This is a genomic window from Deinococcus sp. (genome assembly GCF_018260405.1).
GTDB lineage: Bacteria > Deinococcota > Deinococci > Deinococcales > Deinococcaceae > Deinococcus.
This window is the reverse complement of the sequence record NZ_JAGLBG010000024.1, coordinates 1-16,524: the sequence shown is the minus strand read 5'-3', so window position 1 is coordinate 16,524 and position 16,524 is coordinate 1. Positions and strand designations below refer to the sequence as shown.

Annotated in this window: 11 protein-coding genes; 3 read left to right on the top strand and 8 right to left on the bottom strand. The window is 64.6% G+C overall.

Annotated elements, in window-relative coordinates:
* Positions 1-27: 27 nt before the first annotated feature.
* A complete protein-coding gene (locus QZ269_RS04865; RefSeq protein ID WP_291424870.1) occupies positions 28-282 on the bottom strand; it encodes a glutaredoxin family protein in 255 nt (84 codons plus the stop codon).
* Positions 279-2,393 (bottom strand): protein kinase, encoded by a 2,115-nt coding sequence (locus tag QZ269_RS04860; protein WP_291424868.1) that lies wholly within the window; start codon positions 2,391-2,393, stop codon positions 279-281. The genes QZ269_RS04865 and QZ269_RS04860 overlap by 4 nt, the downstream gene beginning before the upstream one ends.
* Positions 2,394-2,754: 361 nt before the next feature.
* Between QZ269_RS04860 and QZ269_RS04855 the strand changes: the two genes are divergently transcribed.
* Complete coding sequence (locus QZ269_RS04855) at positions 2,755-4,704, top strand: hypothetical protein (RefSeq protein WP_291424866.1); 1,950 nt, start codon at positions 2,755-2,757, stop codon at positions 4,702-4,704.
* Here the strand turns inward: QZ269_RS04855 and QZ269_RS04850 are convergent.
* Together QZ269_RS04850 and QZ269_RS04845 are read right to left on the bottom strand one after the other, a co-directional pair.
* Positions 4,701-5,912, bottom strand: coding sequence for an FHA domain-containing protein (locus tag QZ269_RS04850; protein ID WP_291424864.1), 1,212 nt, complete (start codon positions 5,910-5,912; stop codon positions 4,701-4,703). The two genes, QZ269_RS04855 and QZ269_RS04850, sit on opposite strands and share 4 nt — an antisense overlap.
* Before the next feature lie 15 nt (positions 5,913-5,927).
* Complete coding sequence (locus QZ269_RS04845; RefSeq protein ID WP_291424862.1) at positions 5,928-8,465, bottom strand: serine/threonine protein kinase; 2,538 nt, start codon at positions 8,463-8,465, stop codon at positions 5,928-5,930.
* Between QZ269_RS04845 and QZ269_RS13545 the strand changes: the two genes are divergently transcribed.
* Positions 8,374-9,030, top strand: coding sequence for a transposase (locus QZ269_RS13545; protein WP_367272212.1), 657 nt, complete (start codon positions 8,374-8,376; stop codon positions 9,028-9,030). The two genes, QZ269_RS04845 and QZ269_RS13545, sit on opposite strands and share 92 nt — an antisense overlap.
* Before the next feature lie 73 nt (positions 9,031-9,103).
* On the opposite strand, the gene QZ269_RS04840 is transcribed toward QZ269_RS13545, so the two are convergent.
* The 4 genes from QZ269_RS04840 to QZ269_RS04825 form a co-directional block, all read right to left on the bottom strand.
* A complete protein-coding gene (locus tag QZ269_RS04840; protein ID WP_291424860.1) occupies positions 9,104-11,068 on the bottom strand; it encodes a protein phosphatase 2C domain-containing protein in 1,965 nt (654 codons plus the stop codon).
* A 3-nt stretch (positions 11,069-11,071) separates the two neighbouring features.
* Positions 11,072-12,031, bottom strand: coding sequence for an FHA domain-containing protein (locus QZ269_RS04835; RefSeq protein WP_291424858.1), 960 nt, complete (start codon positions 12,029-12,031; stop codon positions 11,072-11,074).
* Between the two features lie 147 nt (positions 12,032-12,178).
* On the bottom strand, positions 12,179-13,726 hold the full coding sequence (locus QZ269_RS04830; RefSeq protein WP_291424856.1) for a protein kinase: 1,548 nt from the start codon (positions 13,724-13,726) through the stop codon (positions 12,179-12,181).
* Positions 13,727-13,728: 2 nt separating this feature from the next.
* Entirely contained in the window at positions 13,729-15,132 is a 1,404-nt protein-coding gene (locus tag QZ269_RS04825) for a VWA domain-containing protein (RefSeq protein WP_291424854.1), read from the bottom strand.
* A gap of 541 nt (positions 15,133-15,673) precedes the next feature.
* Between QZ269_RS04825 and QZ269_RS04820 the strand changes: the two genes are divergently transcribed.
* On the top strand, positions 15,674-16,195 hold the full coding sequence (locus tag QZ269_RS04820; protein WP_291424852.1) for a DUF4388 domain-containing protein: 522 nt from the start codon (positions 15,674-15,676) through the stop codon (positions 16,193-16,195).
* The last annotated feature ends 329 nt before the right edge of the window (positions 16,196-16,524 follow it).

Here is a 16,524-nt window from a genome sequence, read left to right as displayed (position 1 = left end):
GCTTTCGTGTCTGTCAGCAGTCTGCTGTCACAGGCACCGGCTCTCGCGCAGCAGACGGAGCTTCAGCAGCCCCAGTCGGCTGCGGTTGATGACCCCCTTGAGCAGTACCTGATCGTTCAGGGTCAGCACCGGCACATCCTGCCCATACTGAGCTTCCCAGGCGGGCTGCTCCGCGACCTCCCGGCGTTCGAAGTCGAATTGCAGGTGATGCAGCGCCTGCTCGGCCAGTTCGCACAGGTGGCAGCCTGAGCGCGAGTAGAGGGTCAGTCTGGGTACAGTCATTGCTGCGCTGCGCGGGCCACAGCGGGCCGCCGCAACAGGGCCATAGCCATTACGGGGGCGTACATGTCGGTCGAGCTGAGCAGGTCGCCCACGCTGGAAAAGGTCCGCAGCACCTGTCCGCCCTGTTTCACGGCGTAGACGTGTCCCTGCGCGTTGACCTGAAGCAGCCACGGCGCGTCACTGGGTTCGCCCACCAGCGTTTCGATGGCGAACGTGCCACCAGCGGTGCCGTCAGCCTCAATCTTGCGGACCTTGCGGGCCACGGTATCCACGATATACACCCCGCCGTGTTCGTCTACCGTCAGGCCGTCGAGGGGGCGCAGGCTTTCGCTGGTGCGGTCCAGCCGGAAGGCGTAGCGGCTGATGTACTCGCCCTGCGGCGTAAAGCGCTGCACTTCGTTGTTGCCGCTGTCCAGCACGTACAGTTCTCCGCTGGGGGCCGCCGCGATGGTCGTCGGTTTCTCGAAGCGGCCCAGCCCCTGACCCCGGCCCCCAAAGCGCCGCATAAACTCTCCCTGCTCGCTATAGACGCTGATGGCCTGCACTTCGGCATCGAGGACATACACGCACCCGCCCGAAGCCGCCAGTGAAACGGGCTGAAGCAGTTCGCCTTCGCCCAGGCCGTAAGTCCCGAAGGACAGCACCTCATGCCCGTCGGGGTCAAGCTTGCGAATCAGGGCGCCGCCCTTGCCCTGGCGGTATTCGAGCGTGCTGAAATACAGGTTGCCCTGCGCGTCTCCGGTTAGCGCACTCGGCGGATTGGCCAGCCCGCCCTCGGCGCTCGACAGGTCGCGCAGACTGATCCGCAGCTTGCCCTGAAGGTCCAGCAGGCGCAGCGCCCCGCGCCGTTCCTGAATACCCAGGGCCAGCGCCACTGGATCGCTAAACACCTCGTCTTCCAGCACTCCAGCGTCGATGCGGGCGATCACGTCATCCAGCGCTGGGCGCTGGGCAGGGTCTTTTTCGATCATGTTCAGAATCAGGTCGCTTAGCTTGCCCGGCACTTCCATGCGTACCTGTTTGGGCGGCTTAGGCGACTCGAACACCTGCTGGTGCACCACCGCTTCGTAGCTGCCCTTAAAAGCAGTCTGCCCGGTGATCATCTCGTAGGCCAGCAGCCCCAGTGAATACACGTCGCTGCGGGCGTCGACCCGGTTGCCCTTGGCCTGTTCGGGGGCCATGTAGATCGGCGTGCCGACCCGTGCCCCAGTCATAGTCAGGCGGGTCAGGACCTTGCCCACCGCGATGCCGAAGTCCATCAGCTTGATGCCGCCCTCGCGCAGTTGACCGTTCTGGCCGAAGGCATGGCGCACCACCATGACGTTGGCGGGCTTAATGTCGCGGTGAATGACATTCTGCATATGGATGTGCCGCAGCGCGTCGGCCATGGCCCGCAGCATCTGCACACTCTGTTCAAAGGTCAGCTGGTTTTCTTCCAGCATTGTTTCCAGACTCTGTCCATCGATAAATTCCATGGCGATGTAGTGTTCTGGGGCCTGCATACGGTAGTCGTAGACCTTGACGATATTGGGATGGCTAAAGCGCTTAAGCACCTCGGCTTCGCGGTAAAAGCGTTTGACGAATTTGGCGTCGGCCAGGTATTTCTCCTGCGGCACCTTGAGCGCCACGATGCGCCCGTCTTGCTTGCGTTTGGCGCGGTACACACTGCCCATCCCGCCGATACCGATTCTGTCAAGCACATCGTAATCCTGAAAACTCAGGTCGGTGGCCGTGCCGCTGTTAATGATGGTCGGCGTGCGCGTCATGGAGGCCGTGGAGCCGGAGCGCGCCGTGCGCTGCGCCCGCGTGGACTGGCTGCCAGGCGCGGGCCGCAGGGGTTTAAGGGGCCGCATCTGGGGAAGGTTCGCCGTTCCCAGGCTAAATAGGGCTGTTCCCAGCAGCGCGGCAAAAGCCACGAGGTAGCCCTGCATGCGTGACAGCTGGGCCAGCGCCCCGTGCCCACCCCCGCCCGCGGCCATATTCACGGCGATCAACAGGGCGCACAGACTCAGCGTCAGTATGGTCAGCAGCGCACTCAGGGGCCGCTCGGGAATACGGATCAGCAGCAGCAGGGCCACGACAAACAGCGCCAGCATCAGAAAGGCGTTCAAGTTGAACCACCGGTTCTGGGCCTGGCCACCGGGCTGTGAACTGCCCAGCTGGCCGACGCAGAACAAACAGAAACAGGAGTGCCACTCTGGTGTAGGCAGACCCGGTGTAGCCAAACCCGGTGTAGACAGACCCGAGCGCGGCGCAGCGACTGGAGCGGCTGAAGCGCGTGCCGTAGCAGATGGGGGGGAAAGAGGCTGGCCGACATGCTCACGTAGTGTAGCGGCCCCGTCTTGCAAGCCGCTTACACCACCTGAACTCGCCGGGCACCCCCCCCGACTTTGCCGGGCCTGAGTGACTGGGTCTGGGCCGCTGGGCAAGTGCCGCACACCTCTGGAAAGAATGTGAGAGCATAGGGCTACTGTGAATCACTGGGCCGAGCTGGTGGAACTGTACGAATACAAGGTCGCCGATGTGATTGCAGGCCGGATGCCGCGTGGCGGGCGGCACGCGCTGACCGAGCTGCGAACCGAGTTGCTGGGAGCCGACCTCAATACGCCCCTGTTGCGCCGCCTGATTCAGACCGACCGTCAGTTCCGGCAGTGGCGCAAGGCCCAGAGCGGGTCGCAGGAGGCTGCGGCAGTGGCCCCAGAAGCCTCGGCGTGGGAAAAACAGGCCGGGCTGCCAGCGGCCATAGAAGCTGGCCCAGAGGTGGCGACACATCAGGCTGCGACACACGAGGTTACGGCCCAGGCGGTTCAGGCGGTTAGCGTGCAGGTGCAGGCCAGCATTGCTGGGAAGCCCGACCGGGAAGCGCTGGCCCAGGCCGGGGAACGCAACGCCGCCGATTATCAGCTGCATGTGCTGGCCTGGAATCAGGCGGTGCGCCAGCGGCTGGGCCGCATGACCCGTGACCTGCGCTATGAGCCGCAGCGCCCCACCTTGCGCGTGCTGTACGCCCTGAGCGAAAATACCGAGCGAGCCCTGCGCGGCGTGACCGAGCGCTTTGCGGTGCCGGTCGCCAACGACCCGCTGGTGTCGCTGGGCGATAAGCAAGTGGTGGCGAACATCACCAGCAGTTTCTGTGACCTGCTGCTGACCGAACAGGGACGCCAACAGGCGCTGCGTTCCCTGACGGAAATTCAGCACAATCCTTTTCCCAGCGCGGGCCATGAGGCGGCGCTGCGTGATCAGCTCTCGGCGGCGCAGCGCGAACCGACCGCCCACGCCCGTGAGCAATTGCGGGCGGCGCTGCTGGCCCAGCGTCCCCAGGCCCCCGAGCCGCACGAACGTCCGGTGCTGCGTGAGGCGGCTATTCAACTGCGCCGCCTGATCGAGCAGCTGTTTGTGAGCCTGCCGCTGCCCGTGCCTGGCACGCCGCTGTTTGTAGCCGACCCCTTGCTGAAGGGGCAAACCGACACCCTGGCAGAAGTTAGTGTGCCGCAGCTGCTGCTGGACTTACGCACCCAGCCCCAGCAACTGCGGTGGTATAGCTGGCTGGTGCGCTGGCGGCGGGTCGGTACAGGCGACTGGCAGTTGCAAGTCGGTAGGCAGGTGCTGACCCTGCGGCCCGGTTTGCCGCCGACCGAGCGCTTTGCCACCGTAACCGAAGGGCCTTATACCGCCGAGGTCTTTTATGACGGGCATTATGTCCTGCTGAGCAGGCCCAGCCAGTCCGCCGCCGTGCTGGGGCCGCTGGCGACCCAGGCCAGGGCGCTGCGGCTGCTGCTTGATCCGGCCAGTGCGTATGGCAATTTGCGGCTGGCGCGGGCCGCCGCGCAGGACTTGCGCGGCAGCGCCCTGAATTTGGCGGCGTTGGCCCCCGAAAGTGCCGAGCGTTTCAGTCAGGCGGCGCCCGACGACCTACAGAAATTTGCGCGTCAGGGCCTGCATACGCTGCGCGAGCGGATTGCCCAGACCACCCCGCAGGCCGCCAGTGAATCGCTGGAACGCTGCGCCGAGGCACTGGGCTTGCCACAGGCGCGGGCAGAGGCTCTGAACGACGCCCTGATGCGGGTTCTAGACCTGCCAGAGGCGGTGATGTCGCCTGCGCCGGTCAGGGACCTGCCGGGCCTGAGCGCCGGTTCCAGACTGTTGCGGCCCAACGGTCAGTTCCAGAGTTTTGAACTGGGCGACGAACCGCTGACCCTCGGCGTGCGGGGGCGCACGATTACCCTGCGCTGGGACTACAAACGTGACCTGATTCTGCTGATTCCCGGTCTGCCGAACGCCCTGCTCGAAGACCTGCTGGTGGTGCCGCTAGGCGACCTCGACCTGCTGCTGATTCGCCACGGGTCACTGGTCGCCCTGGCAGCGGCGCCATACCCGCCAGAGCCAGACATGCCGCAACCACGGCGACCAGAGCGGGCCTAGACCGACCCAACGCTTTCCAACTCGGCCCGCAGCAGGGCAAAGTCGGTCTGCCCCAGCGTCAGCAGGTCGCCGGGGCGCAGCGGCACCCGTGTTCCGGCGGCGACTGGCTGGTCGTTGAGGCGCAGCGGGGCCAGCGCATGGAGCATCAATGCCCCGTTCTTGACCTCAATTTCGGCGTGGCGCGGCAGAATATCCGCTCCTGCCAGCCTCACGTCGCCCGCCGTGCCCAGCGTCAGGTGCTTGAACGGCGTGGGTAACTGCGTTGCCTGCTCGTTGCTGTGCAGGGTCAGCGCCTGCGTAAACGGGGTGTCCGGAGCCGCCTTGCCCTTTTCCTGAAACAGCAGTTCGGTGCTGCCCAGACGCAGGCGGTCGCCGTGACGCAGCTGGGCTTGCTGGACCAGACGGCCATTGATCAGCACGCCCCCGGTTTCTCCGCTGCTCTGCCAGTGCCACGCTTGACCGCTGCCTGCTATCCGGCGCAGCGTTCCGGCCTGCATGGGCACCGTCTGGTCGTGGTACAGACTGATGTCGTTGCCGTCGCTGCGGCCAATGCTCACGGCGGGCTTGTTCAGAATGTACTGCTTGCCCTCGTATTTCCCGGTGGTGGTGCCCATGAGCCAGCCTGTTTTGAACAGTTCCTGACTGAGCCGCAGCATAAAGCCTATGGCTGCCCCCAGAATGGTCAGGCCGACCAGCCGCGCCAGCACGCCGCTATCGTTTTCGTCCAGGCTCAGCCCCGTGAAACTGTCGAACACCAGCCCCCCGAAAAAGCCGCCCACCGCGCCGCCCAGCATCCCGCGCCAGGCGTTGGCCCACGAACGGTCCAGCAGCCCCAGCACCAGCCCGACGCCCGCGCCCATCAGCGCCCAGCCGGTGGCCCGCGTCAACCGGGGAGGAGCGCCCAGCGCCAGTCCCAGGCTGTAAAATGCCTGGGCAAAGGCTCCGGAGACCAGTCCGAGCAGCAGCGCGGGAATAAAAATTCGCGCCAGTCCGCGCCACCACTTCCCGCGCAGGCCCAGCACATTGTCGGCGGCGGCCAGCACCAGGGTCAGCGGCAGCATCAGCACGGCGGTCCACTGCGCGGTAAACCACAGCACGCTCAGGCCCGTTTCCTGTGGGCCGCCGCCGCCTCTCAACATCTCCGAAAGCACGAAGCCCAAAAAGCCGCCGAGTGCGCCGAGCAGGGTGGTCAGTAGGGTTGGGTTCATGCGTTCTCCTCAGCCTCAGGGCTGCTGAATGGGCAGCTTCTCATACACTTTTTTGCGGCTGCCATTGTCGAAAGTAAGCTCGCCGGTGGCATTGATACTGGTGTAGCGGCGGTCTGGGCGGTCTTTCACCGTCAGCGGGAGCGTAAAAATCAGGCTGTCGCCCTGTTCCCGGAACGTCGTGACCGGTTCGCCTGTCGAGGGCCACTGGTCGGGGGCATCGATGGCAAATTTCTGTGTCGCGCCGCCCTCCTGATACTCCAGTTCGTAGGTAAAGGTCGCGCTGACCGGTTTGGCCCCGTTGGGCACGGTCTCGATATTCAGCTGGCACTGCTGAAGGCGGCCCAGTTGCAGGGCGGCGTTCACGTCTCCGGTTTGCACGTCCTGGCAGGTGGTGAAGTACCACTTGGAAAAGGTAGGAGCACTGGTTGCCGCTGCCGCTGAGGCTTGCGGGTCTTGTTCCGCAGGCACCGTTACGCTGGTCTGCTGCTCCGGGTAAAGTTTGCCCTGTTCGGAGGTGATGTAAAGCTGCCCACCGATCTTGACCAGCTTCAGCACCGAGTACGCCTTGCCGCTCAGCTTTTTGGTTGGCCTTGTCAGTTCGTAGGTGTAGTCGAACCGGACTTCGCGCGTGTTGCCGCTGCTGCTGATGGTTTGCGGCACAGAATCCAGGCTGTAGCGGTGGGTCGGCCAGCGCCTGAAGAAGGCCCGCTTGTCCTGCTCGATCACCGCTTTGGGCTGGGTTCCCCGGTCGAGATAGTCCACTTGGTCGGCGTACATCTGCATAGAGGCCGCCGGGTCGGTCTGCATTTCGGCGCTCAGGTACTGTTCGACAAAGTTCTGGACTTCCGTGTCGGTGGGGCCAGTGTCTGTCAAAGTCGTGTCGGTCGCAGTCGTGTCGGTCGAAGTCGTGGCGGTAGGGGCCGGGTCGGGCGCGGCGGGGGCCAGAACAGTCAGGCTCAGATGGCCGAGTTCGGTGCCGTCCGGCGCGTTGAAGATGTACTGGTGGTCGCCCGCCGCCGGGTCGGTGACCTTGAACGCCCAGTGCCCATCGTCCGGAACCTTTACGCTGCCGAGCACGGCTCCGTCCTGAAACACCTGGAGTTCGTCGCCCGGCTGCCCGTCGCCTCTCAGGGTCAAGGGGCCGCTGGGCACTTCAGCATTCTGGCCTGGGGCCGTAACCGCAAAGGAAACGGTGGGTTGGGGCACCGGCGCGGGTGTGGGCGCGGGGACAGTCGTCGGCGCTGTACCGCCAGGAGCGGCTGGAATCTCCGGCGTGGACGTGCTGGCCGAGTCTGCTGGCGGGGTGGCAGACTCGGGGCTGCTTGTATCGGGGGTGCTCGTATCCGGGTTGTCCGCGTCGGTGGCGCTCTGCTCAGCGGGTGGTGTAGCGGTGTGACCGGCCTGCTTGAGGAACTGAAAACCGAACAGTGCCGCCACGACCAGCAGCGGCCAGACTGGAAGGCAGCCCTGGCGGCGGTTTTGTACCGGGCGAGCAGCTGTTCCCCGTGACCCTGGTGCCGATTGTGGCGGCGCTGTTGGCTGAGGGGCTGGCACCGGCTGAGGCGTCGGCGCAGGCCGGGGCATGGGCCGGGCGGCGGGCTGCGGCGGCAGGGGAGCAGTTGGGGTGGCCGTGCCTGGAACGGCCCGCAGCAGCCGCAACATGGCATCGGCGTCCTGTGGGCGGTCACTGACGCGCACCGCCATCGCCTGGGTAATGGCGGCCCGCAGGCCCGGCAGGGTCGTGGCGGGCAGAGCGGGCATCGGCGTGCCGTTCATCAGGTCGGTGGCGGCGGGCGGCATCTGGCCGGTCAGCGCGTGGTGCAGGGTGGCCCCTAGCGCATAAATATCGGTGTAGGGGCCGAATTTGGCCGAGTTGCCGTACTGTTCCAGCGGCGCGTAACCGGGCGTGACCAGCCGGGTATGCCGCACCGTCTGGCCGCTGTGATAGTCCCGCGCCGAGCCGAAGTCGATCAGTACGATGCGCCCCGACGCTTCCAGCAGAATGTTGTCGGGCTTGATGTCGCGGTGCAGCAGGCTGGCGGCGTGAACTTCCTTGAGGGCCTCGGTCACGCGCACGGCGATCTGCTGAACCTCGGCGGGCGGCAACGCTCCCAGACGGTCGATGCGCGACTGCAAAGACTCGCCCTGGAGCAGCTCCATGACCATATAGGCCGTGCCGCCTTCCTCGAAAAGGTCCAGTACCCGCACGATGTCGGGGTGACTAAAGCGGGCCAGCACCTTGGCCTCGGCGGTAAAATCCGCTTTGGCCTGCTGCCAGTTCTGGGCGCTGAGGCCCGTGGGCGGGTGAACCGTCTGGCCCTGGCGCAGGGTGCCGCCCGGAAACATTTCCTTGACAGCGACTTTAAAGCCCAGTTGGGTTTGCGTGGCGGCGTAAGTAATACCAAAACCGCCCTGGCCCAGCACCTTGTCTATACGGTATTTGCCGTGCAGGAGCGTGCCGATGGGCAGGGTTTGCATATTGAGCGGGGTTCCGCAGACCGGGCAAGCCAGTGCCCCACCGGGCACCTTCGCACCGCAGATGGGGCAGTCCATGAACTTCAGTTTAACCGCCTGCGTCAGAAGGAGAAGCAAGGTTGGCTCGGCAGCCAGCAGCACAGCCTGTCCGGAAAATATGGTGTACTGGGTTCCAATGACGACGCAACAGCACCAAGACCAGATCAGCACTCAGGACACACTGTGGGAAGTGCCGGATGAGCTCTGGATTCGTCTGGCGCCAGTCCTGGTCATCGACAAACCCAGAAAGAAAAGTGGGCGTCCCCCACGCGACGCCCGCGCCATCTTCAACGGGTTGATCTGGCTGGCCAGAACCGGGAGCCAGTGGAGCCAGTTGCCACGTCGCTACGGCCCAAAATCCACCGTTCACGAACGGTTCACGGCCTGGGTCGAGCATGGATCCTTGGGCGCTGCGTGGGCCATTTTGCTGGAAGAATATGACCAGGAGCTGGGGATCGACTGGGAGTGGCCAGCCGCTGATGGAAGCATCGTCAAGGCTCCCCTCGGAAAAAGGGGGCCCTCGGAGCGCCTAAAGAGGCGGGCCGCACTCCCACCAACCGAGGGAAAGCAGGCTACGACCCCTGCTGAGGGAGGTCAAAGGTAGTTCGCTCGCCGTGGCTAACACAGACCGCCGATTGAACCGGGCCGGTTCAGATTCAATCCGAGCGGAATCTGTCTTATCTGCTTCGCTCGATTACCAGCGCCGTCACGTTGTCGGGCGCTCCCGCTTCCAGGCTCAGGGTAATCAGGCGGTCAGCCACGGCCTGGGGCGTCGGCTCGTGCAGCAGCACCTCCTGAAGCTCCGGCGGCATGACCTCACCCCACACGCCGTCGCTGACCAGCAGCACGCGGCTGCCCACCGGCAGATTCACGGGCTCGGGCAGCGTCTGCACGTAGTTGTCCTGCGGCGTGCGCAGGCTGCCCAACGAACGCAGCACCTTGTTGCGCTCGGGACTGACCTGGGCTTCCTCGGCAGTCATCTGGCCGCTAGCGACCATCGCCGCCACGTAGGAATGATCTTTGCTGAGCTGCTCGACCTGCCCGCCCGCTGCCAGATAGGCGCGGGTATCGCCCACGTGTCCTAATTGCAGCGCTGTGCCACGAATCTCGACGGCGCTGATGGTGCAGCCCCCGTCACGGCCATTCATGTCGGCCAGCACGGCGGCGTTGGCTTCCCACACCTGGGCGGGCAGCGTGCCCTGCGCCGAATTCAGGAAACCGCGCACCGCTGCCTGACTTGCCACCTCGCCCGCTGCCATGCCGCCCATGCCGTCGCACACCACTGCCCGCAACACGACTTCGCCGCCGCCGTGCTGCCCGATCTGCCGCCACACGAACCCGTAAGAGTCCTCGTTGACGGGCCGCTCGGGGTTTAGTCCGATGTCGGTGCTGGCCGCCACCTGATACACCGGCAGTGTGGCTGCCCCGGTTTTGAGGGTGCCCAGCAGTTCGGTGGGGGTCAGGCGTTCGGCAATAGGAGCCAGCATACTGTGGAGCAGCTGCGGCATCCCCGACTGTTTTACACCTGCCAGTGTAATGGCCGAGGGGCCTTCCGGCGGCAATGGTTGCCCGGTCAGCCAGCCGTACAGCAGCGCCCCGAGCAGATAAACCCCATTTTTAGACTGCGCCGCCTCGCCCGCCTGCACTTCGGGAGGCGTAAAGCCGTCACGCAGCACAGGTTCAGGACGTTCACCGATTCGGGCGACCCTGGGCGGCAGCCTCAGTTTCAGGCCGTCTGCCGTGAGCTGCACGCTGGCCGGGTCAAGGTCGGTGACCGCGTAGCCCTGTTTTTCGAGCGCAAACAGCAGGCGGGCCAGTTCGGTCAGGTACTCCCGCGCCTGGGCCGGGGCCAGCGGGAGGGTAAGGGGCAGCCCATGCACCGGCTCCAGCACGGTCAGGTCGCCGCTCTGGCTGGTGCGGGGCAACAGGCGGTGAGGCCGCAGCCCAGCCCACAGCGGTTCGCGCCGCACGTACACGTCCACGCTGGGGCCGCTGCCGACCGGGTTGGCGGTAAACCAACCGCGCCCGAGGTCGTCGTTAAGCTGGTAGCCGCTGACCACGTCGCCCGCCTGCGGCCCTTGCGGGGCGATGGTCGGCACGTAGGTTTCCTCTTCCAGTGTTCCAGTTTCGTACCTGTCCGCCGGGGAGGGCAGCGCGGTGTGCTCTGGCTGGGGCGCGACTGGCCCAGCCATTGAGGGCCGATCCGCCGCTGACTGGACTGCTGTGGCTGGCCCGGTGGCCGACGTTACCGCCTGCGCCACCTCTTCCACAGGCAGACCCGCTTCGGTGGGCTGCACCGCGCCGACGTGTACTGGGCCGACGGCACTTTCCTCGTGTTGGCTGACGCCCAGGCTTTCGTTCTCAAGGGTGCCCAGTTGTGTGTCCAGAGTCTGTGCGTCACTGGCCGGTTCTGGGTGCAAGGGTTCCAGACGCGCCGCTTCGAGCTGCGCTGGTTCCGACGGGCTGGCCGCCGGGGTGGTGCTCGCAGACGGCCCCACCGCGTCGAAGTGATGGTCAAACAGGTCTTTCAACGTTTTGCGGGTATCCGTCCACCCTTCGCCCTGCTCGGCGACTGGCTCGGTGACTGGCTCGGGGGCTGGTTCAGTGGATGCAGGCGGTTTCTGGTCGTCGGGGTGAGTCATGCCTCAGCCCTGCTGAAAGGTCAGCATCAGGTTGCCGAACGCCAGTTCGTCGCCGTCCGAGAGCGCGGCGGGTTCCTGAAGGCGCGGTGAAAAGGCTGTTTCGCCCTTACGCTTGATATACACGCCGTTGGTCGAACCCAAGTCGCGCACGTGCCACACGCTGCCTTCACGGTACAGCTCGGCGTGGCGGCGGCTGATGTGCTCCTGCCCCGCCAGCCCGCTCAGGTCAATGTCGACCGGCCCAGTCGAGGCGTCGAAGCGCCCCACGACCAGCCGCTCGCCCTGAAGTGGAATGGCCTCACCCGTGGCGGCTCCAAACTTCTTAACGCCTAGTCTAGCCTCGCCGGTTGGCGCTGCGGTCGTGGCCGGTGACGCGGTGGATGCGGCGGCCACAGCTTCAGGAGCCGCCGCATCAGGAGCCGCACCTTCAGGAGCTGTGGCCCCGGCACTCACGCTTTCGGCAGTCGCGGGCATGGTCTCCTGCACGGGCACGGGGTGAGCGTCAACAGCTTCTACGGCTGCGACCGCGTCTGCATTGGAAATGGGAGCGCTGGAAATTGGCGCGCTGGAAACGGGAGCGCTGGGAATGGAATCAAGGGGAGTAGACAGCGGCACTGGCGCCGCAGCGACGGCGGAATCTAGCGGGGCACTGGGCACTGTGGGGGCACTGGGCAGTGTGGGCGGCGTGCCCGCGTCGCTGACCGTGCTGCCCACGGGCGTGGCGTTTTCCAGGGGCGGCATTTCGACAGGCGTGCCCGCGTCGCTGGGCGCGGGGCTAACTGGGCTGGTCTGCACCGTGAGCGCGTCGTCGCTGGAGTAGTGCGGAGCAGCACTGGCCTGGGCGGGGCTGGCAGGCGTGCTGGTGGCAGCCGGGGCCGCATTGGTCAGCTCGACGCCGCAACCTTCACAGAATTTGCTGCCTTCGGGGTTGATGGTGCCGCAGACGGTACAGGTAATAGACATGTGTGTTTCCTCCAGTGAATTCAGGGCGTGGGGTTAAGGAGATTTCAGGTACGGTTGCGCGTATCCGGGGGAAGCGCCCGAATCCGCTTTGCAAGCAGCTCTACAAGTCTGCTTGGGGCGATGATCTGGCCATCACCCGGCAGCCCCCTACCAGGAAATTCTACGGATGAGCTTCAGGAAAATGATCGAGAGGGCCGTAGCCATCACGCTCAGGCTGATGACGGTGGGCCAGTGCAGCCCGGCCTGCTGGGCAAAAAAGTAGGCGGCGGCGGCGGCCCCCAGTGGCAGCACCACCGGCATGGCGAACCACAGCAGCGCCCCGAGGATCAGTCCCGCCACGGCTCCGACCAGCCCGGCTATCAGATACTGCCCCGAGCTGACCGGAGCCGGAAAGACCTGCGTGACCTGGCTCAGGGCCACGACTACCCCGAAGCCCACGCCCAGCGCCATAAGCAGGTCGCGGCCCAGTGTTCTGCGTGCCAGTGTTGGGGGTGGCGCAGTTTGCTGGACTGGCGCAGGAATCTGGGGCAGCGCGGGTACAGGATTGGGCGCGGGAGCCGGGGCGCGTGTGGGTGACGCAGGAGCCGCAGCCACAGGAGCTGGAGACACGGGAGCTGGAGACACCACGACTGGCACCGCCTGCGGCACAGGCTGCGCGGGACGGGCTGAAGGAGGCGGGGGCGGCGGCACCTGCACGCGGGTCGGGTTGTTGGTGCGCGGCTGGGCTGGGGGTGGCGGCGCAGCCGGGGCAATGGCTGGCCCGGCGCTCAGCAGCTCCAGCAGGGCGTGGGCGCTCTGGGGCCGGTCTTCGACACGCAGCGCCATCATCTTGGTGATGGCCCCGACCAGTGGGGTCGGCGTGGCGGCGGGCAGGTCGGGCATGGCCGCCCCGTTGACCAGATCGGTGGCGGCGGGCGGCATCTGGCCCGTCAGCGCATGAACCAGTGTTGCCCCCAGCGCGTACAGATCGGTGTACGGCCCGAACCGCGCCGAGCTGCTGTACTGCTCCAGCGGCGCGTAACCGGGTGTGACCAGCCGGGTATGACTGCTCACCTGATTGGCGGCGAACGAACGCGCCGAGCCGAAATCGATCAGCACGATGCGCCCGCTTTTATGCAGAAAAATATTGTCGGGCTTGATGTCGCGGTGCAGCAGGCCCGCCCCGTGAACCAGTTCCAGTGTGTGCGCCAGCGAGCGGGCGATTTCCAGCACTACGTCCGGCGGCACCGGCCCGCGCTTTTCGATGGCGTGGCCCAGCGTGGTGCCTTCCAGAAATTCCATGACGAGGTACGCGGTGCTGTTTTCTTCAAAGTAGTTCAGCACCCGCACGATGCCGGGGTCGTTGAAGCTCGCCAGCACCTTCGCCTCATCCAGAAAGCGCTTTTTGGTGTCGTGATACTCGCCGGTGCTGATGTTGCTCGGCGGCACCACCTCTTTGCCCCGGCGGTAGGAGCCGTCCAGAAACATTTCCTTGATGGCCACGCGCAACCCCAGCCGGGTGTCCTGGCCGTCGTAGGTAATGCCGAAGCCCCCCTGTCCCAGCACTTTGGTGACGCCGTACTGACCACCCAGCGTCGTGCCGGGCGGCAGCGCGACCAGACTGCTCTGCGCCGCGTCGCCCAGCGGCGAGCCACAGGTGCGGCAGACCGTGTCGTTCGGGCCAACCGGAGAACCACAAACCGGACAGTTCGCCACGCTCAGGCCCCGGTCATCTTCCGGATTTCCTCATCGCTAGGCAGGCCGCTGGGGGCGCTGCCGGGCGTTTCGGGGCCGCTTTTCAGGGTCTGGGTCTTGGCCCCTAGGCGCATCGTCTTGGCGGTGCCCAGGCTGATGGTCTTGCTGCTGCCTAGTTCGCCGATGGCGCGGTCAAGCACCTGCGTCATCGCGCCGTTGCCGAGGCGCTGCGTCATGCTGCGGGCCTGTTCCAGCGTTTTAGCGGCCTGCTCGGGGTTGTTCTGGGCCTCGCGGGCGGCCTGGGCCACCAGACTTTCAACGTTGCGCTGCTGCACCCACTGCATCACTTCGGGTTCCACGCGGGCGGCCATCGCCTCGTCTCCGGTAAATTCCACCACCACATCTAGCGGCGGAATCTCGCCCCGGTAGTTCGCGCCGGGCACCTGATAGGTCAGTCCCAGCTGCGCCAGCCGCATCCGGGCCGCTGGGCGCTCGGGGAGCGTGAATTCCAGAATGTAGGTGGCCCCGCTGCCCGCTTCCACGTTGCCCAGTTGCAGCGGGCCGTCGGCCCTGGCGACCTCGGTCTGGGTGGGCTGCACGCGGGTCACGCGCTCCAGCACCACATCCTTGACGGCCCGCACAGTCAGGGCCACGTTGGTCACGACCTCGGCGGCGGCCTGCTTGAGGTCCCCCAGCAGCGCGGCAGGCAGCTCGGAGGCGCGGACGGCGGGGGGCTGCGGGTTCTGGTTGTCGGGTACCACGTCAATCGGCTGGCCCTGGGTGCGGTCGGTGATCTCGGTCAGTAGTTCGGTATTGACCTCGTCGCCCACGCCAATCGTCGTTACCGGCACCTGCATCCCCGAAAGCACTGCGGCCTGTTCCTGCACCACTGCTGCGTCGAAAGCCTGGCCGTCGGTCAGCAGCACCATGCGGCGGCTGCCGCTTTCGCCCGTCAGGAGCTTGGTTCCAGCTTTCATGCCCGCGCCCATCTGGGTGCCGCCCGAGTACCAGTCGAGTTTCTCGACCGCCGAGAGCAGCCTGGCCCGGTCACTGGCGACGGTAAATGGCACCAGCACGTCGGCCATGTCGTCAAACTTGACCAGCGCCAGGCGGTCAGCGGGCTGAATCAGGTCCGAGCCGATAATGCCGCGCAGGGCTTCGGTCACCAGTTCCAGTTTGTTCTTTGCACCGCGCACGACCTCGTAGCGCTGGCCGTCTACAAAGGTGGTTTGGCCGGTACGTTCGGTCGGTTCGGTCACAACTTCGCGCATCGATCCAGACGTATCGACCACAAACACCACCGAGAGGTCGGGGCGGGCAGCGGTGGCGGCGGCGTCTGGCTTTATGTTAAGCATCACAAACAGTTTCTGGCCTGTCGTCTGGGCCAGTAGATATTCACGGTGTGGGCGGATTGTAGCGTCAAGCATTCGTGGCCTCCTTTATTTTCATTATGAACGGCGCGGTCTGGACGTGACCTGTATCAATTCCTTAGGCTGTGATGGCCTCCTTCTCAAGAGCGTCCCTCTACAAATCCTGGGTTAAGTAGCTGCTGCTAAGGACAACCAAGTTTGTCTTTAGGCAAACCGAGCGGACTCGTAGAGCTGCGCCGCAGAGCGAGTATGGGAAAAGGTGCGGCTAAGTTACCGTGTAGGGATAGCCCAAACACCAGGCTTCCCTACACTCACACTTGACCGCACCTAGCAGACGTAGGGCAACCGCAAAGTCAGTCTAAATTTATGGGATGGGTGATTTACCCTCGCCAAAAGAGTAATCAGTAGGCACTGTTACGCACTGACCGGAACCACATATCTTGAATGAATCGAGACACATGATGAAATCAGGATTTTTCTCTGGGATATTCATCAGTGTTTATACTGAGTTCAAAATTGAACTGACTTTGCGGAAGCCCTGCTAGCAGAGGCGGTGTGATGAATTCGACAGTTGATGCACGTTAGGCTTACCTTACGTATGGTCAGTGGCGATTTACAGGTCTTCCCGCTTCTTCCCGTGTTGCAGATGCTCCTCAGCAGTCGGCGCACCGGGCAGTTCGTGGTTGAGCATCCCCGTGGCGGCTCACTGTGGCTGGAGCACGGTGAAATCGTGCATGCCCGCAGTGGCGATCTGAAGGGTGAGGCGGCCTTGCAGCTGCTGGGCAGTCTCGACAGTGGAACGTTTACCTTCGAGGCAGACCGTCCGGCTCCTGCACGTACGTTGCAGCTGCGTCAGGACGCGGCGATGCACCGGATGTACCTCGATTCCGAGGCCTGGGCCGAGCTGCTGCGTCTTTTCCCCGACTGGTCGCGTACTTTGCGGTTTTCCGAACGTTGGGTCGAGGCCCAGCCGGTGACCCGTCAACAGTATCTGGCGCTCAGTCAGGTGGGCCATGGCCAGAGTCTGCGAAGTATGGTCAATCACAATGAGTTGCCTCCCAGGGTCATGCTCGAAACGCTCAAGCCCTTTCTTGCTAACGGACTGATAGAAGTCATTTAGAGCATTTTGCAAAAAGATGGTGCTCTTTTGACCATCTTTTTACCGATTGGAACGACTGAAAAAGAAAGAGCAGGACGTAGAGTGAAGGGGGCGGCGGCGTTGTTCCGACGTGCCCATCATTCGGAGAACTGCTCTAGGTCAGCCGTTCCAACTTCGGCGTTTCGTCTCTTTTGACTCGGGTAAGTGGCTCCCGGTTACAGTTGCGCGTATCCGGGGAAAGCGCCTGTCCTCATCCAACAGAGAGGTTTTTTCGTAACTGCTCAGCAGGGGGACTTGCGAAGCGGAAAGGGGTAGAGTAGGGACATTACGCAAAAGATCTGTCCCAACTG